The organism is Sphingopyxis sp. GW821-FHT12C06 (assembly GCF_058807415.1).
The window spans coordinates 494,551-515,107 of sequence record NZ_JBXAQR010000002.1; the positions used below are offsets into that span (position 1 = coordinate 494,551).

Annotated in this window: 19 protein-coding genes; 16 read left to right on the forward strand and 3 right to left on the reverse strand. The window is 64.8% G+C overall.

The window, feature by feature from the left end:
- The first annotated feature begins 122 nt into the window (after positions 1-122).
- The 8 genes from AC1RRJ_RS07775 (at position 123) to AC1RRJ_RS07810 (ending at position 8,814) form a co-directional block, all read left to right on the forward strand.
- Positions 123-1,025 (forward strand): LysR family transcriptional regulator, encoded by a 903-nt coding sequence (locus AC1RRJ_RS07775; protein WP_493121174.1) that lies wholly within the window; start codon positions 123-125, stop codon positions 1,023-1,025.
- A gap of 87 nt (positions 1,026-1,112) precedes the next feature.
- Positions 1,113-1,580, forward strand: a complete 468-nt coding sequence (locus AC1RRJ_RS07780) for a formate dehydrogenase subunit gamma (RefSeq protein ID WP_493121175.1) — start codon at positions 1,113-1,115, stop codon at positions 1,578-1,580.
- Positions 1,577-3,211, forward strand: a complete 1,635-nt coding sequence (locus tag AC1RRJ_RS07785; RefSeq protein WP_493121176.1) for an NADH-ubiquinone oxidoreductase-F iron-sulfur binding region domain-containing protein — start codon at positions 1,577-1,579, stop codon at positions 3,209-3,211. The genes AC1RRJ_RS07780 and AC1RRJ_RS07785 overlap by 4 nt, the downstream gene beginning before the upstream one ends.
- A gap of 4 nt (positions 3,212-3,215) precedes the next feature.
- Complete coding sequence (gene fdhF, locus AC1RRJ_RS07790) at positions 3,216-6,062, forward strand: formate dehydrogenase subunit alpha (RefSeq protein WP_493121177.1); 2,847 nt, start codon at positions 3,216-3,218, stop codon at positions 6,060-6,062.
- Positions 6,062-6,307 carry a formate dehydrogenase subunit delta gene (locus tag AC1RRJ_RS07795; RefSeq protein WP_493121178.1) on the forward strand — a complete coding sequence of 82 codons (246 nt, stop codon included), beginning with the start codon at positions 6,062-6,064 and terminating at the stop codon, positions 6,305-6,307. Before fdhF ends, AC1RRJ_RS07795 begins: the two co-directional genes overlap by 1 nt.
- Entirely contained in the window at positions 6,304-7,080 is a 777-nt protein-coding gene (locus AC1RRJ_RS07800) for a formate dehydrogenase accessory sulfurtransferase FdhD (protein ID WP_493121179.1), read from the forward strand. Before AC1RRJ_RS07795 ends, AC1RRJ_RS07800 begins: the two co-directional genes overlap by 4 nt.
- Complete coding sequence (gene mobA, locus AC1RRJ_RS07805; RefSeq protein WP_493121180.1) at positions 7,077-7,619, forward strand: molybdenum cofactor guanylyltransferase; 543 nt, start codon at positions 7,077-7,079, stop codon at positions 7,617-7,619. Before AC1RRJ_RS07800 ends, mobA begins: the two co-directional genes overlap by 4 nt.
- A gap of 10 nt (positions 7,620-7,629) precedes the next feature.
- Positions 7,630-8,814, forward strand: coding sequence for a molybdopterin molybdotransferase MoeA (locus AC1RRJ_RS07810; RefSeq protein WP_493121181.1), 1,185 nt, complete (start codon positions 7,630-7,632; stop codon positions 8,812-8,814).
- An 87-nt stretch (positions 8,815-8,901) separates the two neighbouring features.
- On the opposite strand, the gene AC1RRJ_RS07815 is transcribed toward AC1RRJ_RS07810, so the two are convergent.
- Positions 8,902-9,882 carry an NAD(P)H-dependent flavin oxidoreductase gene (locus AC1RRJ_RS07815; RefSeq protein WP_493121182.1) on the reverse strand — a complete coding sequence of 327 codons (981 nt, stop codon included), beginning with the start codon at positions 9,880-9,882 and terminating at the stop codon, positions 8,902-8,904.
- 189 nt (positions 9,883-10,071) lie between these two features.
- Between AC1RRJ_RS07815 and AC1RRJ_RS07820 the strand changes: the two genes are divergently transcribed.
- The 6 genes from AC1RRJ_RS07820 to AC1RRJ_RS07845 all read left to right on the forward strand — a co-directional run bounded on the left by AC1RRJ_RS07820 (position 10,072) and on the right by AC1RRJ_RS07845 (position 16,982).
- Positions 10,072-11,241, forward strand: coding sequence for an acyl-CoA dehydrogenase family protein (locus AC1RRJ_RS07820; protein ID WP_493121183.1), 1,170 nt, complete (start codon positions 10,072-10,074; stop codon positions 11,239-11,241).
- A 107-nt stretch (positions 11,242-11,348) separates the two neighbouring features.
- Positions 11,349-12,443 (forward strand): acyl-CoA dehydrogenase family protein, encoded by a 1,095-nt coding sequence (locus tag AC1RRJ_RS07825; RefSeq protein ID WP_493121184.1) that lies wholly within the window; start codon positions 11,349-11,351, stop codon positions 12,441-12,443.
- Entirely contained in the window at positions 12,440-13,645 is a 1,206-nt protein-coding gene (locus AC1RRJ_RS07830; RefSeq protein ID WP_493121185.1) for an acyl-CoA dehydrogenase family protein, read from the forward strand. Before AC1RRJ_RS07825 ends, AC1RRJ_RS07830 begins: the two co-directional genes overlap by 4 nt.
- 12 nt (positions 13,646-13,657) lie before the next feature.
- Entirely contained in the window at positions 13,658-14,440 is a 783-nt protein-coding gene (locus AC1RRJ_RS07835; RefSeq protein WP_493121186.1) for an SDR family NAD(P)-dependent oxidoreductase, read from the forward strand.
- 57 nt (positions 14,441-14,497) lie between these two features.
- Positions 14,498-15,748 (forward strand): acetyl-CoA C-acetyltransferase, encoded by a 1,251-nt coding sequence (locus AC1RRJ_RS07840; protein ID WP_493121187.1) that lies wholly within the window; start codon positions 14,498-14,500, stop codon positions 15,746-15,748.
- 103 nt (positions 15,749-15,851) lie between these two features.
- Positions 15,852-16,982, forward strand: coding sequence for a CaiB/BaiF CoA transferase family protein (locus tag AC1RRJ_RS07845; protein WP_493121188.1), 1,131 nt, complete (start codon positions 15,852-15,854; stop codon positions 16,980-16,982).
- 30 nt (positions 16,983-17,012) lie between these two features.
- Here the strand turns inward: AC1RRJ_RS07845 and AC1RRJ_RS07850 are convergent, their stop codons facing one another.
- Together AC1RRJ_RS07850 and AC1RRJ_RS07855 are read right to left on the reverse strand one after the other, a co-directional pair.
- A complete protein-coding gene (locus AC1RRJ_RS07850; RefSeq protein ID WP_493121189.1) occupies positions 17,013-17,726 on the reverse strand; it encodes an acyl-CoA dehydrogenase family protein in 714 nt (237 codons plus the stop codon).
- The gene (locus AC1RRJ_RS07855) at positions 17,723-18,862 is read right to left on the reverse strand and encodes an acyl-CoA dehydrogenase family protein (RefSeq protein WP_493121190.1); all 1,140 of its coding nucleotides are present in this window, start codon (positions 18,860-18,862) and stop codon (positions 17,723-17,725) included. The genes AC1RRJ_RS07850 and AC1RRJ_RS07855 overlap by 4 nt, the downstream gene beginning before the upstream one ends.
- A gap of 51 nt (positions 18,863-18,913) precedes the next feature.
- On the opposite strand from AC1RRJ_RS07855, the gene AC1RRJ_RS07860 reads away from it, so the two are divergent.
- Together AC1RRJ_RS07860 and AC1RRJ_RS07865 are read left to right on the forward strand one after the other, a co-directional pair.
- Positions 18,914-19,717, forward strand: coding sequence for a crotonase/enoyl-CoA hydratase family protein (locus AC1RRJ_RS07860; protein ID WP_493121191.1), 804 nt, complete (start codon positions 18,914-18,916; stop codon positions 19,715-19,717).
- A gap of 2 nt (positions 19,718-19,719) precedes the next feature.
- Positions 19,720-20,502 (forward strand): tyrosine-protein phosphatase, encoded by a 783-nt coding sequence (locus AC1RRJ_RS07865; protein WP_493121192.1) that lies wholly within the window; start codon positions 19,720-19,722, stop codon positions 20,500-20,502.
- The last annotated feature ends 55 nt before the right edge of the window (positions 20,503-20,557 follow it).

The following is a 20,557-nucleotide window of genomic DNA, read 5'->3' on the forward strand; positions in this document are numbered from 1 at the left end:
TTCGAAACTTTGCACCCGAGGCGCCAACGCCATGCTGCTGGCCGCTGCGCTTCAGCGGCAAGATAGACGCCCGCCCCAAGCGCCCCTATGTCCGCACGAACGCACGCTCCGGGGAGAATATCGTGCAAACCAGGCTTGTGGAATATTTTCTCGCGCTTCACCGCGAACAGCATTTTGGCCGGGCGGCGGCGATCTGCCATGTGTCGCAGCCGACGCTCTCGGCGGGCATCGCGACTCTGGAGGCGCAGCTCGGCAAGCGACTGATCGCGCGCGACAGGAAATACGCCGGATTGACGCCGGAAGGGGAAGCAATCCTGCCATGGGCACGGCAGCTTGTGGCCGCGGCCGACGCGCTCGAACAGGTCGCGGGCACGGCGCATGGCCCGCTGAAGGGCGAGCTCCGGCTTGGCGCGATCCCGGCGTCGATGCCCGCGACGGGCTTTCTGGTCGAAGCGATCCGTGCGCGTTTCCCGGATCTCAATGTTCAGGTGCGGGCCCTCACGTCACGCCAGATCGAACGTGAGCTTGCGGCGTTCGAACTCGATGCCGGGATCACCTATCTCGATTTCGAGCCGCCCGCCCAGGCACTCGCGGTTCCGCTCTACAGCGAACGCAGCCGGCTGGTGAGCGCGAAGGACGGGATCGCGGTGCCCGAACGGCCCGACTGGCACGATCTGGCGGCACTGCCGCTGTGCCTGCTGCATCAGGGCATGCAGAACCGCCGGATCCTCGATGCGCGCCTCGCCGCGCTCGGGCTCGCGCTGCGGCCGATCGTCACCGCCGACAGCTATATCGCGCTGCTCGCGATCGTGCGGCAGGGGCATCTCTGTTCGATCATGCCCGACAATCATGCGCTGTTGTTGCAGGGGCTCGACTGGGCGAAGATCACCCCGCTCCCCGAGACAGGCGACGCGAACCGGGTCGGCGTCATCGTGTCCGACCGCACCCCGATGAGCCCGCTCGCGCAAAGCGTACTCGGTGTCGCACGTGACCTGCGCCTGCCCGAAGGCTATCATCTCGATTGATAGGCGATACCTATCAAACATCGAACAGATCGATTTGACCTGCGCAGGGTTGAACGCCACTGCCTTCCTGGAAAAAGGATCGCGTTCATGGGACTGGAAGAAGCAAAGGCGCTGATTGGAGACTGGGTGCGCCGCGAAGGCACCGGTCGCGATCGGCTGTTGCCGCTGCTGCACATGGTGCAGGACGCGATAGGATATGTCGATGACGCGTTCGTTCCGGCGATCGCGGCGGCGCTGAACCTCAGCCGCGCCGACGTCCACGGCGTGCTCACCTTCTATCATGACTATCGCCGTCAGCCCGCGGGGCGCCACATAGTGAAGCTCTGCCGCGCCGAAAGCTGTCAGGCTCGCGGCGGCGCGGCGATCGAGGCCGCGGCGGCCGAACGGCTCGGCGTCGCGATGGGAGAGACGCGCCGCGACGGGCAGGTGACGCTGGAGCCCGTCTATTGCCTCGGCCTGTGCGCGATCGGTCCCAATGCGCTGGTCGACGGGCGCCCGGTCGCGCGGATCGACGCGGCGACCCTCGACCGCATCGCCATTGAGGTCGCGGCATGACGCGCGTCTTTATCAGCCGCGACATGGCGTCGGTCGCACTGGGCGCCGACGAAATCGCGCGCGCCTTTGCCGAGGCGGGGTGCGAGGTCGTGCGGACCGGATCGCGCGGACTGTTTTCGATCGAGCCGCTGGTCGAGGTCGAAACCGAGGACGGCCGCATCGGCTATGGCCCCGTGGCGCCCGGTGATGTGGCACAGGTGCTGGATGGAACCCACGCGCACCGGCTCGGCGATGTCGCGACCCTGCCCTTCTTCGCCGCGCAGCAACGCTTCACCTTTGCCCGCTGCGGGATCGTCGATCCGCTGAGCCTCGCCGATTATGCCGCGCACGGCGGCTGGACCGGCCTCGATATCGCGCGTGCAGCCGAACCTCAGGCGGTCGTCGATGCGGTCAAGGCGAGCGGCCTGCGCGGGCGCGGCGGTGCGGGTTTTCCGACCGGGATCAAATGGCAGACGGTGCTCGATGCGCCCGGCATGACGAAATATATCGTGTGCAACGCCGATGAGGGCGACAGCGGCACCTTCGCCGACCGCATGCAGATGGAGGGCGATCCCTTTTGCCTGATCGAGGGCATGGCGATCGCCGCGCATGCAGTGGGGGCCGACCACGGCTATATCTATATCCGCAGCGAATATCCGTTCGCGATCCGGACGATGCGCGACGCGATCGCGCTGTCCGCCGACTGGGTCGCGCCCTTCACGCTCGAGGTCCGCGCCGGCGCGGGCGCCTATGTCTGCGGCGAGGAAACCGCGCTGCTCGACAGCATCGAGGGCAAGCGCGGACAGGTGCGCGCCAAGCCGCCGCTCCCCGCGCTCGCTGGGCTGTTCGGCAAACCGACGGTAATCAACAATGTGCTGAGCCTCGCCGCCGTGCCCTTCATCCTTGCCGAAGGGGCGGAGGCTTATGCGCAGGTCGGTTTCGGGCGCTCGCGCGGAACGATGCCGGTCCAGCTTGCGGGCAATGTGAAGCATGGCGGGTTGTTCGAGGTCGGCTTTGGCATCACGCTCGGCGAACTGGTGAACGACATTGGCGGCGGCACCGCGAGTGGCCGGCCGGTGCGCGCGGTGCAGGTTGGTGGGCCATTGGGCGCCTATTTCCCGCCGTCGATGTTCGACCTGCCCTTCGATTATGAGGCCTTCACGGCGGCGGGCGGGTTGATCGGCCATGCCGGGATCACCGTCTTCGACGATAGCGTCGACATGGCGCATATGGCGCGTTTCGCGATGGAATTTTGCGCTGTCGAAAGCTGCGGAAAGTGCACGCCTTGCCGGATCGGATCGACCCGCGGGGTCGAGATCGTTGACCGGATTATTGCGGCCAGAGATTCCCATTCGGCCGTTCGGGCTGAGCTTGTCGAAGCCCCGTCCTTCTCTGCCGAAGGAAAGAACAGCCCTTCGACAAGCTCAGGGCAAGCGGGGTATTTGGACGAAGCGCTTTATTCGCGTCGGCCCGACCGCATCAACGTCAGCGTACCAGCGCAAACCGCACTGCTGCGCGACCTCTGTGACACGATGAAATATGGATCGCTTTGCGCCCTCGGCGGTTTTACCCCCTATCCGGTACTGAGCGCGCTCGAGCATTTTCCTGAAGATTTTGGTGCGCCCGCGCCGATCACCGAAGCAGCGGAGTAAGGACATGGGCTTCACCCGCGAAACAGACCATGGCACCCCGCCCGCCATCGCAACGGGGCGCAACGTCACGCTGACGATCGACGGCGAAAGCGTCACCCTACCCGAAGGCACGTCGATCATGCGCGCCGCATCGCTGACCGGCACCGCGATTCCGAAGCTGTGCGCGAGCGACAATCTGGAGAGCTTCGGCTCGTGCCGCCTCTGCCTCGTCGAGGTCGAGGGCCGCGCGGGCTATCCCGCCAGCTGCACCACGCCGATTGCCGAGGGCATGACGGTGCGCACCCAGACCGAGCGCCTCAAGCAGCTGCGCCGCGGGGTGATGGAACTCTATATCTCCGACCATCCCCTCGACTGCCTGACCTGCGCGGCCAACGGCGACTGCGAATTGCAGGATCAGGCCGGCGCCGTCGGCCTGCGCGACGTCCGTTACGGCTACGACGGCGCGACCAACATGGGGCAGCCGAAGGATCAGTCGAACCCCTATTTCGATTTCGATCCGTCGAAGTGTATCGTCTGTTCGCGCTGCGTGCGCGCGTGTGACGAAGTGCAAGGCACGTTTGCGCTCACGATCGAGGGCATGGGCTTCGGATCGAAGGTCGCGGCGTCGCAGGACGACGCCTTCCTGTCGTCCGAATGCGTGTCGTGCGGTGCGTGCGTCCAGGCGTGCCCGACCGCGAGCCTGGTCGAGAAAAAGGTGGTCGAGACCGGCACCCCCGACCGCGCGGTCGTCACGACCTGCGCCTATTGCGGTGTCGGCTGTACCTTCCGCGCCGAGATGCGCGGCGAAGAACTGGTCCGCATGGTGCCGTGGAAGGACGGCAAGGCGAACCGCGGCCACAGCTGCGTCAAGGGTCGCTTTGCCTGGGGCTATGCCCAGCATCAGGACCGCATCCTGAACCCGATGATCCGCGCGAGCGTCGCCGAGCCGTGGCGCGAGGTTAGCTGGGACGAGGCGATTGCCTACACCGCAAGCGAGCTGCGCCGCATCCAGACGCAATACGGCCGCCATGCGGTCGGCGGCATCACCTCCAGCCGCTGCACCAATGAGGAGACCTTCCTCGTCCAGAAGATGATCCGTCAGGGCTTCGGCAACAACAATGTCGATACCTGCGCGCGCGTCTGCCACTCCCCGACCGGCTATGGGCTGAAGACCACCTTTGGGACCTCGGCGGGAACGCAGAATTTCGACAGCGCGATGCAGTCGGACGTCATCCTCGTCATCGGCGCCAACCCGACCGACGCCCACCCGGTGTTCGGCAGCCGGATGAAGAAGAGACTGCGGCAGGGGGCGAAGCTGATCGTGATCGATCCACGCCAGATTGATCTGGTGAAGTCTCCGCACGTCGAGGCCGAGCATCATCTGCCGCTGCGCCCCGGCACCAATGTCGCCTTGCTGACCGCGATGGCGCATGTCGTGGTGACCGAGAAGCTCTATGACGAGGCCTTCATCCGCGAGCGGTGCGACTGGGACGAATTTCAGGACTGGGCCGATTTCGTATCGGAAGCTGCGCGCTCGCCCGAGGCGATCGAGCCGCTGACCGGCGTCCGTCCGGCCGATGTCCGCGCCGCCGCGCGGCTTTATGCCACCGGCGGGAATGCCGCGATCTACTACGGCCTTGGCGTCACCGAACATAGTCAGGGTTCATCGACGGTGATGGCGATCGCCAATCTGGCGATGGCGACGGGCAATATCGGGCGCGAGGGCGTCGGGGTGAACCCGCTGCGCGGCCAGAATAATGTCCAGGGCGCGTGCGACATGGGCAGTTTCCCGCACGAATTTTCGGGCTATCGCCACGTGTCCGACGACAACGCGCGCGCAATGTTCGAAAGCGCGTGGGGCGTGAAGCTCGATCATGAGCCGGGGCTGCGCATCCCCAACATGCTCGACGCCGCAACCGACGGGACGTTCAAGGGGCTGTTCATTCAGGGCGAGGATATATTGCAGTCCGATCCCAACACCCGCCATGTCGCGGCGGGGCTCGCAGCGATGGAATGCGTTGTCGTGCAGGACCTGTTCCTCAACGAAACCGCCAATTACGCGCATGTCTTTCTGCCGGGGTCGACCTTCCTCGAAAAGGACGGGACATTCACCAACGCCGAACGCCGCATCCAGCGGGTGCGCAAGGTGATGGCGCCGCTCAATGGACATGCCGACTGGGAAATCGTCCAGCTCGTCGCCAATGCGCTGGGGCTCGATTGGGACTATGCCCATCCGTCGGAGATCATGGACGAGATTGCGGCGCTCACCCCCACTTTCGCTGGCGTCCATTACGACCGGCTCGATGCCGAAGGATCGTTGCAATGGCCCGCCAACGAAGCGGCGCCCGACGGCACCCCGACGATGCACATCGACGGCTTTGTGCGCGGCAAGGGCAAGTTCGTCGTCACCGACTATGTCCCGACCGACGAAAAGACCGGGCCGCGCTTCCCGCTGCTGCTCACCACCGGACGCATCCTCAGCCACTATAATGTCGGCGCGCAGACGCGGCGCACCGCGAACACCGCGTGGCACGCCGAGGACCGGCTGGAAATCCATCCGGTCGATGCCGAAAATCGCGGGGTCAAGGATGGCGACTGGGTGAGCCTGCGTAGCCGCGCCGGCGAAACGACGCTGCGCGCGCTGATCACCGAGCGCGTTGCGCCGGGGGTCGTCTATACGACCTTCCACCACCCCGACACACAGGCGAATGTCATCACCACCGACTATTCGGACTGGGCGACCAATTGCCCCGAATATAAGGTAACCGCAGTGCAGGTCGGCCTCTCGAACGGCCCGTCGGATTGGCAGGAAGGTTATTCCGATCACGCGCGAAAGAGCCGGCGCATCCTTCCCGTCGAAGCAGCCGAATAATGACGATGGCGCATGACGAAGATGGCGTGATGTCGACGGGCGACCGGCTCATCTACATGGCAAACCAGATCGCCCGCAATCTGGCCAGCGAAGGTCCCGAGCGGGCGGCGGCGATGGTCGCTGATCATATCCGCAGCTTCTGGGACCCCGCGATGCGCGCCCGGATCGTGCTCCTCGCGACCGAACGCCCCGATGCCCTGTCGCCGATCGCCGCCGCCGCCATCGCGCGGATCGGCCAGCCTTGACCGTAGCGCCGCACCCGCTGCAGCGCATCGCACGCGACGGCACCCGCGAAACCTTCGCGCGCGAACTCGCCGAGGAGGTGCCGATCGCGCTCGAATTCAACGGCATCGGCTATGCAGTGCTGATGGCAACGCCGGCCGATCTGGAGGATCTGGTCGCGGGATTCCTGCTCGCCGAGCGATTGCAGCAACGAAGCGACCCGACCGTCGCCGTCGCGCTCCACCCGGCGGAGGGCGGGATCGTCGCGCGCGCTAACCTGACGGCCGAACAGGCGCGCGGATTGTACGACCGCGTACGCCACCGCGCATCGGACTCCTCGTGCGGGCTGTGCGGAATCGAGAATATCGCGCAGGCGATGCGACCGCTGCCGCGCGTGACCACGGAAAGTGTGGCGAGCGACGCGGCGGTATTTGATTCGCTGGCCGCGCTGGGCGACCATCAGCAACTCAATAGGCGCACCGGAGCGGTCCATGCGGCGGCGCTGGTCGCGTCCGACGGAAACATCCGCCTCGTCCGCGAGGACGTCGGTCGTCACAATGCGTTCGACAAGCTGATCGGCGCGATGCGCCGCGCGGGGCTGGATTGGGGCGGCGGCTTTGCGCTGCTCACGTCGCGCTGTTCCTGTGAACTGGTCGAGAAGGCAGCGCTAGCCGATTGCCCGATGCTCGTCACGATTTCTGCGCCGACCGCGCTGGCGATCGACCGGGCGCGCGAGGCCCGGCTCCAGCTCCGCGTGCTGGCGCGCCCCGACGCGTTTCTTGCGGTGCAGTCGTGACCCGGCGAACGGCAGGCGTGGTGCTGGCGGGCGGGCAGGCGCGACGTTTCGGGGAAGACAAGGCCCTGGCGCTCTATCGCGGAAAAACTCTTGTCGACTGGTCGCTCGCCGCGCTGGAACCCCACGCAGAGTTGCTGCTCGTCTCGGGCCACGAACATCCGCAGCACCCGTTTGTCGCGGACCTGCCGAAGCCGGGTCTGGGGCCCCTCGGCGGGCTTGCCGGCGCCTTGTTCTTCGCCGCCGATTGCGGGTTTTCGCATCTCCTGTCGGCCCCCTGCGACACGCCGCATATCCCGCCCGCGCTACTCGCAGAACTCGCCCGCTCAGAAGGGGCCAGCCATGCCGAATCCTGTCCGGTTATCGGTTGCTGGCCGACCGGTCTCGCCCCTGCCCTGATCGACTATCTCAACAACGATATGCCGCGTGCGGTACGGCGATGGGCCGATTATGTCGGCGCGACGGCCGTCGGCGGATATCCTGAGATCGAGAATATCAATCATGTCGCCGACCTCGCCGCGCTGGCACGACGCGATGGCTGAAAAACTTTCAGTGGATGAGGCTCTGAACCGGATCCAAGCGACAGTCGCCCCCCTGCCCGTTCAGACAATATCGATCAACGCCAGCGCCTTTGGTTACGTCACCGCCGGTCCGGTTGCAGTGGCCGCCGACACGCCGCGTTTCGATTGCGCAGCAATGGACGGCTTCGCGGTACGAAGCGAAGAAACCGCATCCGCCGCGCCCGATGCACCAGCGATCTTTGCGATCGGCGATGATGCCGCGGCGCAGAGCGCACCCATGCCCATTGCTCCCGGCACCGCCATCCCGATCAGCACCGGCGCCGCGGTTCCGCCGGGCGCCGATGCGATCGCCGTTCGCGAGCGCTGCCGGACAATCGACGGGAGACTGCAAATCGTCGAGCCGGTCGGTGTCGGACGCAATATCCGTCGGCAGGGCGAGGATATGCGGAAAGGCGCGATCACACTGCCGGATGGCGTTCGCCTTTCGCCCGAAGCCATCGGCGCGCTTCGGGCCTATGGCGTGACCCGGATTTCCGCGCGCCGCCCACCAAGGATCGCGCTGATCCCAACCGGCTCGGAGTTGATATCGCCGGGTTTCGGGACGCACGATATGCGCTTCGATTCCAACGGGCCGATGATTGCATCGACCTGCCGCGCGCTGGGGCTGGACTATATCTGCCAACCACCCGTGCCCGACGACGAGACCTTGCTCCGAAAACGCCTTGCCGACGCGAGTACATCGGCCAGGCATGACCTGATCCTCTCAACCGGGGGTGTGTCGGCCGGACGCCACGACCTCGTCCGAAGCGTGATCGAAAGCCTGGGCGCGGAGGTCATCTTTCATGGTATCGCGATGCGACCGGGCAAGCCCATCCTGTTCGCGCGCCTCGCAAATGGGCGGCCCTTTTTCGGGCTCCCCGGTAATCCGGTCGCATGCCTCGCCGGATTCCGCTTTTTCGTCATGGCGGCCATTCGCCAGATGCTCGGCATGGCCCCGGAAGCAGGCCAAGTCGTCGACGCGGCGATTGCCACACGACCCGGGACCACCCTGTTCCTTCGCGCCCGGCAAGACGATTCTTGCGTCCTGCCGCTCGACGATCAGCGCTCGCACATCCTCGCGTCGCTGTTGCAAGCCAATTGCTGGCTGCGCGCGGATGAGTTGGCGGGGCGTCCGCATATCAGGCGTTTCCCGCTCCGCGACACGCTCGGTATTTGAAAAGCCAAGGGCGCGGAACCGGATCGAACGCCGACGCGCAGTGTCAGCGTTCGATCAACGGTCCGCAACGCGTGCGGGTGCTCGCGCTTAGGCGCGAAAGCCCGCGAGGCGCTGGTCGACGATCGCATCGGCTTCGGTGATGATCCGGTCGATCAGTTGCTGACAGGTCGGGATATCGTGGATCAGCCCCTGGATCATCCCGGCCCAGAAGACGCCCTTGGTCAGATCGCCCGTCTCGAGCAGTTCGCGGCCCGCTTTGCCATTCACCAGTTCGGCGACGTCGGCAAAGGTCGCGTCGGGCGCCGAAAGACGGCGCACGACTTCCTCGCTGACTTCGCTCTTGCCGACGCGGGCGGTGTTCTTGAGGCTGCGGAAGATCAGGAAGCTGCCGCGTTCGTCATTGTCGACATAGGCCTGTTTCACATTGTCGTGGATCGGCGCTTCGACCGTCGCGCAGAAGCGCGTGCCCATGTTGATGCCTTCGGCGCCAAGGCTGAGCGCGGCGACGAGACCGCGGCCGTCCCCGAAGCCGCCCGATGCCAGCATCGGAATCTTGACCTTGTCGGCGGCCGCGGGGATCAGGATCAGGCCCGGAATGTCATCCTCGCCCGGATGACCCGCACATTCGAAACCGTCGATCGAGATGATGTCGCAACCGGCGCGCTCGGCCGACAGCGCGTGGCGGACTGCGGTGCATTTGTGGAGAATAGTGACGCCGTGCGGCTTCAGCATTTCCCAGATTTCGCGCACCGCCGGGGTTCCTGCGGTTTCGACGATCTTGATCCCACCATCGATAATCGCCTGCGCATAGGCCTTGTAGTCGGGGGCGTTGATCGTAGGGAAGACGGTCATGTTCACGCCGAAAGGCTTGTCGGTCATCGACTGGCATTTTTCGATTTCCTCGCGCAGCGCTTCGGGGGTCGGCTGGGTCAGTGCGGTGATGATGCCAAGGCCTCCGGCGTTCGACACCGCGCTCGCGAGTTCGGCATAGCCGACGCTCTGCATCCCGCCCTGTACGATCGGATGCTCGATACCCAACATTTCGGTGATGCGCGTCTTGAAAGCCATGAAACGTCCTTCCCTGTCGATACTGACCCTACGGCATTAAAGCCTTTGGGCGCGATTTAACTTGACGCTTACGTCAACGTCCGGTTGATTGGCAAGACAAGTTCAACGAAAAAAGGAATCGTCCGTGATCTCAGGTCGCCGCAAAATCCCCTCCCCAACCCCACGTCAGAGCGGTGCGAGGACGGCAGCATGACGATTTCGGACCGTGCATTGGTCATCGCCGCCAAGGTCGAAACCTTCGTCCGCGAAACGATCGTCCCTTATGAAAAAGACCCGCGCCGCGACCATCATGGCGCGCCGACCGACGAGCTGGTCATGGAAATGCGCGAGCATGCCCGCGCCGCCGGGGTGCTGACGCCGCACATCCTGGGCGATGGCGACCATCTGAACCAGCGCGAGACCGCGGTGGTGCTGATCAAGAGCGGCCTGTCGCCGCTCGGCCCGCTCGCGTGCAACACGATGGCGCCCGACGAGGGCAATATGTATCTGCTCGGCAAGGAAGGCAGCCCCGAACTCAAGGAGCGCTTCCTGAAGCCGATGGTCGAAGGCCGCGTCCGTTCGGCCTTCTTCATGACCGAGCCCGCCGAAGAGGGCGGCGCCGGGTCCGACCCGTCGATGATGAAGACGACGTGCCACCTCGACGGCAATCATTGGGTGGTGAACGGCCGCAAGACCTTCATCACCGGCGCGCAGGGCGCGCGCGTCGGCATCGTAATGGCAAAAGCCGAACAGGGCGCGTGCATGTTCCTGATCGACCTGCCCGACCCCGCGATCCGCATCGACGATGTTCCCAACACGATCGACAGCTCCATGCCCGGCGGCCATGCGACGCTGACCATCGACAATCTGCGCATTCCCGCCGACCAGATGCTGGGCGAAGCGGGCGAAGGCTTTCGCTATGCGCAGGTTCGCCTGTCGCCTGCACGCCTGTCGCATTGCATGCGCTGGCTGGGCGCGTGCATCCGCGCGCACGAAATCGCGACCGACTATGCCAACCGCCGCGAGGCGTTCGGCAAGCCGCTGGTCGATCATGAAGGCGTCGGCTTTATGCTCGCCGAAAATATGATCGACCTGAAACAGGCCGAACTGATGATCGACTGGTGCGCGAGCGTGCTCGACACCGGATCGCTCGGCACCGTCGAAAGCTCGATGGCGAAGGTCGCGGTGTCCGAAGCGCTGATGCGCATCGCCGACCGCTGCGTCCAGGTGATGGGCGGCACCGGGGTCACCGACAAGACGATCGTCGAGCAGGTGTTCCGCGAAGTCCGCGCGTTCCGCATCTATGACGGCCCGACCGAGGTCCACAAATGGAGCCTCGCCAAGAAGATCAAGCGCGACTGGAAGGCCGGGCGCGCCTGACACGACCGCCAGTTGCCCGCCAGCCATCACGGCGTCAAAGAACTTGACGTTTACGTCAACGTCCGGTTCACTGGCGGGCGACAGTTTTGGGAGAGGAAAATGCCGCGATGAGCATCCTTTACGACGAGGGACAACAGGCGATCGCGACCGAATCGCGGCGCGCGCTCGAAGCGCGGATGCGCAAGGACGACTTGCTGCCGCTGCTGGAAGTCACCGGCCGCTATCATGAAGGCTTCTGGACGATGGCGAAGGAACAGGGCTGGACCGCCCTCGCCCTTCCCGAAGCCTATGGCGGGCTCGACCTTGGCCTGATCGAGATGGGGCTGATCGCGCATCAGGCCGGGCGGACGCTCAGCGGCGCGCCCTTCCTGACCTCGAGCTTCGGCGCCGCCAAGGCGATCGAGCTTTATGGCAGCGACGCGCAGAAAGCGCATTGGCTGCCGGGCCTTGCCAGCGGCGACACGATCGGGGCCGTGGCCTTTGCATCGGGCGCTGACGCATTGCCGGCGAAACCCGGTGTCACCTTTGCCGATGGCCGCCTCAACGGCACGCTGGCCGGGGTGTCGGCTGGCGCTTCCGCCGACATCGCCGTCGTTTTTGCTGACGGCGCGAACGGTCCGGTACTGGCGGTCGCGGATCTTGCAAATGCCGAACGGGCCATCGTCCCGAGCTTCGACAACAGCCGCTGCGTCGCCGACCTTGAATTCAAGGACGCGCCCGCCGAAGCGCTGGCAGTCGACGGATCGACGCGCGACGCCGCGCTGCACATTCTTGCATTACAGGCTGTCATCACCGCGCACGAGCAGACCGGCGGTGCCGAGGCGCTGATGGAGATTGCGCGCGATTATGCCATCACGCGGCGCGCCTTTGGACAGGTGATCGGCGCGTTCCAGTCGGTCAAACACCGGATCGCCGAACTTTACGGGCTGGTCGAACTCGCGCGCGCAAATTGCATCCATGCCGCGTCGCGCGAAGGCGCCGATGATTTCATCACCGCCGCGGCTGCCGCACGGCTTTCGGCGACCGAGGCCTATGACACCGCAGCACGCGATTGTGTCCAGATTCACGGCGGTATCGGGGTGACGTGGGAGATCGGACTTCATCTTCATATGCGCCGCGCGCGCAGCCTTGCGATCGAACAAGGCAACAGCCTGTTCTGGGAAGATGTTCTGGTCGACCGGCTGGCAGGAGAAGCCGCATGAGCGACCTCGAAACCTATCGCGCCAAGGCCGCTGCCTGGCTCGAAACGATGGTGCCCGACTTTGGCCGCGACGCGCGTCAGGGGCTGTCCGAAGCCGATGACCTCGCACTCGGCCGCCGCTATCAGAAGGCGAAGTTCGACGCGGGCTATGCCGGTATCAACTGGCCGGTCGAATATGGCGGTCAGGGCCTCGGCCATCTCGAAAAGATCAGCTTCGACGCCGAAGAGATGAAGCACGGTTTTCCGAACTTTTATTTCGGCATCTCGCTGGGCATGCCGGTGCCGATCCTGATGCAGTTCGGCGGCGACAAGGCGTTCGTCAAGGAACGCGTTCTGAAGGCCCTGAAGGGCGAGGAAATCTGGTGCCAGCTCTTCTCCGAACCCGCGGCGGGGTCGGACCTTGCGGGCCTGCGCACCAAGGCCGAAACCGACGGCAATGGCTGGAAGATCAACGGCCAGAAAGTATGGACGAGTTGGGCGCATTATAGCGACTATGGCGTCATCGTCGTCCGCACCGACCCCAATGTGCCCAAGCATAAGGGGCTCACTTACTTCTGGGTCGACATGAAGGCGCCCGGCGTCACCGTGCGCCAGATCAAGCTTGCGGGCGGCGACAGCCACGTCAACGAGGTGTTCTTCGACGATGTGAAGATCGGCGACGATCATCGCATGTCGCCGGTCGGCGGCGGCTTTGCGGTCGCCATCGCGACGTTGATGATCGAACGCTATGTCGCGACCGACAGCGCGGGGTTCGGCCCGCACCTCGACCTGTTCGTCGAACTCGCCAAAGAGATTGAGATCAACGGCAAGCCCGCGATCGAGGATGGCCGCATCCGCCAGCAGATCGCGCGCAACCATGCGATGCGCGCCGGGCTCGATTCGATCAACGTGCGCGCGCGGCTGATGATGGAAGCCGGCATGATCCCGGGCGCCGAAGGGTCGCTGAACAAGCTGGTCGCGGTGCGTTCGCGCCAGAAATTGTCAGAACTGGCGATCGATCTGCGCGGCAGCGACGGCTTCGCCTTCGACGAACATGCCTCGCAACGCGAGGATTGGACGTCGAGCTGGATCAACGCGCCGACGGGCCGCATCGCGGGCGGTTCGGACGAGACATTGCTCAACACCATCGCCGAAAAGGTTCTCGGGCTGCCGCAGGACCACCGCCCCGACAAGGGCGTGCCATTCAACGAAATCCCGGCCTGAGGAGGCAATATAGTGAAATTCGATTCATCGACCGCAGCCGTTGTGACCGGTGGGGCCTCGGGTCTGGGCCGGGCGACCGCCGAGGCGCTGGCCGCCACAGGCGTCAAGGTTGCGATCTTCGACATCAATGAAGCGCTGGGCGAAGAAGTCGCGGCATCGATCGGCGGCATTTTCTGCCGCGTCGACATCACCGACGAACAATCGGTGCTCGACGGCTATGCCAAGGCGCGGGCAGCGCACGGGCAGGAACGGATCTGCGTCCACTGCGCCATGACCTCGCGGCGCGGCAAGACGCTGGCCTATGACAAGGAAACACGAACCTTCCGCCGCACCCCGACCGAAGATTATGCCTTTGGCGTGGAGGGAATATTGACCTCCAGCTACCGCGTCGCGTCGATCTCGGCCGAAGGCATGGCGACGCTTCCCGAAATGGAAGACGGTGAGCGCGGGGCAATCATCCTGACCGCATCGGTTGCGGCGCAGGACGGACAAATCGGCCAGGTCATCTATGGTTCGGCCAAGGCGGGCGTGAACGGCCTTGTCCTGCCGATGGCGCGCGACCTGATGGACCTTGGCATCCGCGTCAACTCCATCATGCCCGGCGTATTCGGCACACCGCTGCTCAACAATATGAACCCGAAGGTGAAGGAAAGCCTCGAGGCGTCCGTCCCCTTCCCCAAGCGGCTCGGCAAGGCCGAGGAATATGCGAGCCTTGCGATGGAGATGGTTCGCAACACCTATTTCAACGGTCAAGCAGTCCGTTTGGACGGTGCGATCAGAATGGCCCCGCGTTAAAACCTGGGTGGCCGCGCGCCACCTCGTCAATCACTCCCCACTGAAAGGATTATCACCATGGCCGAAGCCTATATTATCGACGCCGTCCGCACCCCGCGCGGGATCGGCAAGCCCGGCAAGGGCGCACTGTCGCACCTCCACCCGCAGCATCTCGCCGCGACCGTCCTCGCCGCGATCCGCGACCGCAACAATCTCGACACCGCGACGGTCGACGACATCGTCTGGTCGACGTCGAGCCAGAATGGCAAGCAGGGCGGCGACCTCGGCCGCATGGCGGCGCTGTCGGCAGGTTATGACACCAAGGCCAGCGGCACGACGCTCGACCGTTTCTGCGGCGGCGGGATCAGCTCGGTCAACTTTGCCGCGGCATCGGTGATGTCAGGCATGGAAGATTGTGTCATCGCCGGCGGCACCGAGATGATGAGCTATACCGCGGCCTTCGCCGCCGAGCAGGCCAATGCCGGCCTGCCCCAGCGCCTGATGGGTTCGGGTCATGAAGCACTCGACGAACTGCACCCGCAGTCGCATCAGGGCGTATGCGGCGACGCGATCGCGACGATCGAAGGCATCAGCCGCGAAGCGCTCGACGCGCTGGCGCTGGTCAGCCAGCAGCGCGCCGACCGCGCGATCAAGGAAGGCCGTTTCGACAAGTCGATCGTGCCGGTCCTCAACACCGACGGTAGCGTCGCGCTCGACCGCGAGGAATTCCCGCGGCCCGAAACGACCGCGGAGGGTCTGGCAGCATTGAAGCCCAGCTTCACCGGTCTTGCCGATTTCGACCTTGGCGGCGGCTTCACCTTCCGCAAGCAGATCAACCGTCGTTATCCCGATCTGGAAATCCAGCATTTCCACCATGCCGGCAACTCGTCGGGCGTCGTCGACGGCGCCGCCGCGATCCTGCTGACGTCGAAGGAATATGCCGACAAGCATGGCCTGAAGCCGCGCGGCCGCGTCGTCGCCTATGCCAATATCGGTGACGATCCGACGCTGATGCTCAACGCCCCGGTTCCGGCGGCGAACAAGGTGCTCGAAAAAGCCGGGCTGACCAAGGACGACATCGACGTCTGGGAAATCAATGAGGCCTTTTCGGTCGTCGCCGAGAAGTTCATCCGCGACCTCGACCTCGACCGCGAGAAGGTGAACATCAATGGCGGCTCGATGGCGCTCGGCCACCCGATCGGTGCCACCGGTTCGATCCTGATCGGCACCGCGCTCGACGAACTCGAACGCTCGGGCGGCCGCTATGGTCTGGTCACTATGTGCGCTGCGGGCGGCATGGCACCCGCGATCATCATCGAACGGCTGTAAATATGTTCAGGCTGGTCCGGGATGTCCCGGACCAGCCACATTGCTATGGTGACTTTGCGCATCGGGCGGTGCCCGGGGCCGCATCTTTTTACGGGAGAGCCACATGTCCGGACCGCTCAAGGGTATCAGGATCATCGAATTTGCGGGCATTGGCCCGGGCCCCTTTTGCAGCATGATGCTCGCCGACCATGGCGCCGAAGTCATCCGCATCGACCGGCCCGGCAGCTTCATGGACCCGCGCGACCCGCTGTCGCGTAACCGCACCTCGATCTCGCTCGACATGAAAAACCCCGAGGCGGTGCAGATCGCTCGCGACCTTTGCAAGACCGCCGACGGGATCATCGAGGGCTATCGCCCCGGCGTGATGGAGCGGTTGGGTCTGGGTCCCGATGTGCTGCTCGGCGACAATCCGAAGCTTGTTTACGGGCGCATGACCGGTTGGGGTCAGTTCGGTCCCTATGCGCAGGCGGCGGGGCACGACATCAACTATATCTCGCTGTCGGGCGTCCTCCACGGCATCGGCGTGCGCGGCGGAAAGCCCGTTCCGCCGGTCAATTATGTCGGCGATTTCGGCGGCGGCGGTATGATGCTGGCGTTCGGCATGTCGAGCGCGCTGCTCCACGCGGCGAAGACCGGCGAAGGTCAGGTGATCGACTGCGCGATGACCGACGGTTCGGCGCTGCTCGCGGGCATGAGCTGGTGGTTCCACAGCGCAGGAGCGCTGAAGGACGAGGCGGGCGTCAACCGGCTCGATGGCGGCGCTCCTTACTATGACACTTACACCTGCAGCGACAGCAAGTTCATCTCGATCGGATCGATCGAGCCGCAATTTTACGCCCTGCTGCGCGCGAAGACCGGGCTCGATACCGATCCAGCATTCGACGTGCAGGACGACCAGGAAAACTGGCCGGCAAAGAAGGACAAGGTCGCCGCGCTGTTCGCAACGAAAACGCGCGACGAATGGTGCGAACTGATGGAAATGACCGACGTCTGCTTCGCGCCGGTGCTGTCGCTGAGCGAAGCGCCGAAGCATCCGCACAATGTCGAACGCGAAACCTTCCTGACGGTTGGCGGCGCGATTCAACCGGCACCAGCGCCGCGCTATTCGGCGACGGTGAACGACACTCCGAGGCCTGCGCCGCAGGTTGGCAGTGACAGCGAGGCTGTGTTGACTGGTCTGGGTTATGATGCGGCCAAGATTGCCGCGCTCAAATCGGGCGGTGCGGTGAAATAATTGGCTCGCAATAACGATGCTTCTCGGCCTCTAAACGGCGCGCGCGGTCAGTGTTTCCCAAAGACCGCGCCCGCCGAGGCCCGCAACCTGCCGGCCCAATATTCCGGCCCAATGCGCGTCGTTACCGTGCGCACCGCGCCAGCGCATCAGCGGGATCGTCACGCGGTTCAGATCATATTCCCTGGTAAAGCCGATAGCGCCGTGGACCTGATGCGCGATGGCAGTGACGATCCCGACCGCGCGGTTGGCGCGCAGCTTCGCCGCCGCAATCTCGAAATCGGCCGCATCGAAACCTGCCGCATCGAGCCGCGCCGCCATCGCCGCCGCAGCCGCATCGACCGCGCGCACTTCGCACGCCATGACCGCGAGCGATTGCTGCACCGCCTGAAACTTGCCGAGCGGGCGGCCGAATTGCTGGCGGGTGTTCACATGTTCGACCGACAGCGCCAATGCCTGCCCCATCGCGCCTGCCATCAGGCTGACCGTCGCGGCGGCGTGGAGCGCGTCGGGCACGTCGCCAAATCCTGACAATATATTTTCCGCCACTGGCAGGTCGGGCACCATGACACCCGCAATCTTCAGCACGGCATTGAGATCGCCCCAATCGCCACCGAAACCGCCGTCGGCCTCTGGAACCAGCAACAGGCCGAAACCCGCCGCCTCGACCGGCGCGATCCCGGCGGTCGAGGCTTCGGCGAAGGCCGCGCTGGCGGTATCGCACAGCATGTCGCGCGCCGCGCTCATCGCAGGCCCAATCCGCGGGCGATGATCCCCCGGATTACTTCGCGCGTTCCGCCGCGCAGCGAGAAGCTGGGCGAGGCGATGAGCAGTGCGCGGAGCAATCGCGCCAGATCGTCGGGGTCGTCCCATCCACATTCGACCACCGCCTGAATCCGGCGCGGCATATCCTGTTCGAAGCTGTTGCCCAGTTCCTTGACCACCGAGGCCTCGACCATCGGATCCTCCCCCGCCGCGAGCTTCGCCGCGGTCGACATCGACAATTGGCGCAGCGTCCACATTTCGGAGGCCAGTTCGCCGATCAGCCCCGCGACCGCCGGATCGGGATCCGGGCCCGCCGCGTCGATGAGCGCGACAAGCAGCGCGTGACTCGACAAATAGCGTTCGGGACCCGAGCGTTCGAGGCCGAGTTCGGCGGTAACCTGCTTCCACCCCTGCCCGCGTTCGCCGACCAGCGCGCCGTGCGGCACGAGGACATCGTCGAAGAAAACCTCGTTGAAATCATGGTTGCCCGCCATGTCGATGATCGGGCGGATGGTGATGCCGGGGGTGTCGAGATCGACGAGCAGCTGGCTCAGCCCCGCATTGCGCTCGCTCCCCTCCTCGGTCCGCACCAGCGCGAGCATGACGTGCGACAGATGCGCACCGGTGGTCCAGATTTTCTGGCCGTTGATGCGCCATCCCTCTGCCGTTTCGCGGGCACTTGTGCGCACCGCAGCAAGGTCCGACCCCGCGCCCGGTTCGGACAGACCGATGCAGGCGTAGAGTTCGCCGCGTGCGATGCCTGGCAGATAGCGCTGGCGCTGTTCTTCGCTGCCATAGCGCAGGATCAACGGGCCGGTCTGGCGGTCGGCGATCCAGTGCGCGCCAACGGGGGCGCCCGCCGCGAGCAATTCCTCGATCACCACATAACGTTCGAGCGGATGGCGATCGCCGCCGCCATAACGCGCCGGAAGCGTCATGCCGATGTAACCGGCGGCGCCGAGCTTGCGGCTGAAATCGGCGTCGAAGCTCGCCCAGCAATTGGCGCGCTCGACGATATCGCCTTGGGGCTGATGCACCGCGAGCCATGCCCGCAAATCGGTGCGCAGTGCGAGAATGTCGCCGGGCGGATCAAAAGGATAGAGTGCAAAGTCTTGCATGTCCCGACAGCCATGCAATAGCTTTTCGGGAGCAGCAAAGGGAATTTGAACATGGGTGAGTTTTTGAGTGTCGAGCGGCGGGGCAAAATCGCAATCCTGACGATGATCAAGCCCGACAGCATGAATGCGATCGGCACCCACGAGGATTGCGACGACATCATCGACACGATGCAGGAAGTAGGCCGCGACCGCAGCATCAGCGCGATCATCCTGACCGGCAGCGGCAAGGCGTTCAGCGCCGGCGGCAATCTGAAGGGCATGAAGGACCGCACCGGAATCGGCGTACTCGACCAGCCCGATTCGACGCGGTCGAACTATCGCCGCGGCGTGCAGGCGGTGATCCGCGCACTGATGGACTGCGAAATTCCGATGATCGCGGCAATCAACGGCCATGCCATCGGCCTTGGCGCCGACCTCGCCTGCACCTGCGACATTCGCATCGCCGCCGAGAGCGCCAAATTCGCGTGCAGCTTCGTCAAGGTCGGGATCGTGCCCGGCGACGGCGGCGCCTGGCTGCTCCAGAAAATCGTCGGTTATCCGCGCGCGGCCGAGCTGTTCCTGACCGGCGACCGGTTCGATGCGCAGCAGGCGAAGGAATATGGCCTCGTCACCGATGTCGTCCCCGACGAGGAGTTGCTGGACCGTGCGGTCGCGATTGCCGAACGCATTGTGTGCAACCCCCCACGTGCGCTAAGACTGACCAAGCGATTGCTGCGTGAAGCGCAGCACAGCCGGATGAGCGACATCCTCGAACTCAGTGCCGCCTATCAGGCAATCGTGCACGAAACCGCCGACAACCGTGAGGCTATCGACGCCTTCATCGAAAAGCGCGCGCCGGTGTTTACGGGAGAATGACGATGATTGCCGAACGTGTCCTGCCCCTGTCCGGCATCCACAATTTCCGCGACTATGGCGGCTATGGCGTCGAAGGCGGCGGGCGACTGCGCAGCGGTATCTTGTGGCGGTCGGCGCATCATCAGGAAGCGACCCCCGACGACCTGACTGCGGTCGACGGCCTTGGGATCGAAACCGTCGTCGACCTGCGCGGCGACGATGAGCGCGCGTTGCATCCGTGCAAGCGGTCAGAGAATTTTTCGGCGCGGGTGCTGTTCGCCGAGGGCAATACGGCAGGCCTCGCGCCGCATTTGCAGGCCGCTGGCGGCACGATCGACAATGACACGGCGCGGTCGCGGATGGTCGATGTCTATGCCGGCATGCCCTATCGCCCCGCGCTGGTGAACACGCTGCGCCTCTATCTTTCGGCGCTTGCCGAATATGATGCGCCGAGCCTGGTGCATTGCGTCGCGGGCAAGGATCGCACCGGCTTTGCCGTCGCGGTCGTCCACCGCCTCCTCGGCGTCCATGAAGATGATCTGATGCAGGATTATCTGCTGACCAACACGGCCGGAAAGATCGAGGAACGCATTGCGCAGGGTGGCAACGCCATCCGCGCGCGCTATGGCGCGGAAATTCACGACGATGCGATCCGCACGCTGATGTCGGTCAACCCGATATTCCTCGACGCCGCACTGGCGACGGTGCGCCGCGATCACGGCGATGTCGCGACTTATGCGGAAGCGGTCCTGAATTTCACGCCGGAGATGCGCGAGGCGCTGGTCGACAAGCTGGTGGTTTACTGATCCACGCCCATTCCCGTTTGCCCTGAGCCTGTCGAAGGGCCGTCCTTCTCTCCGT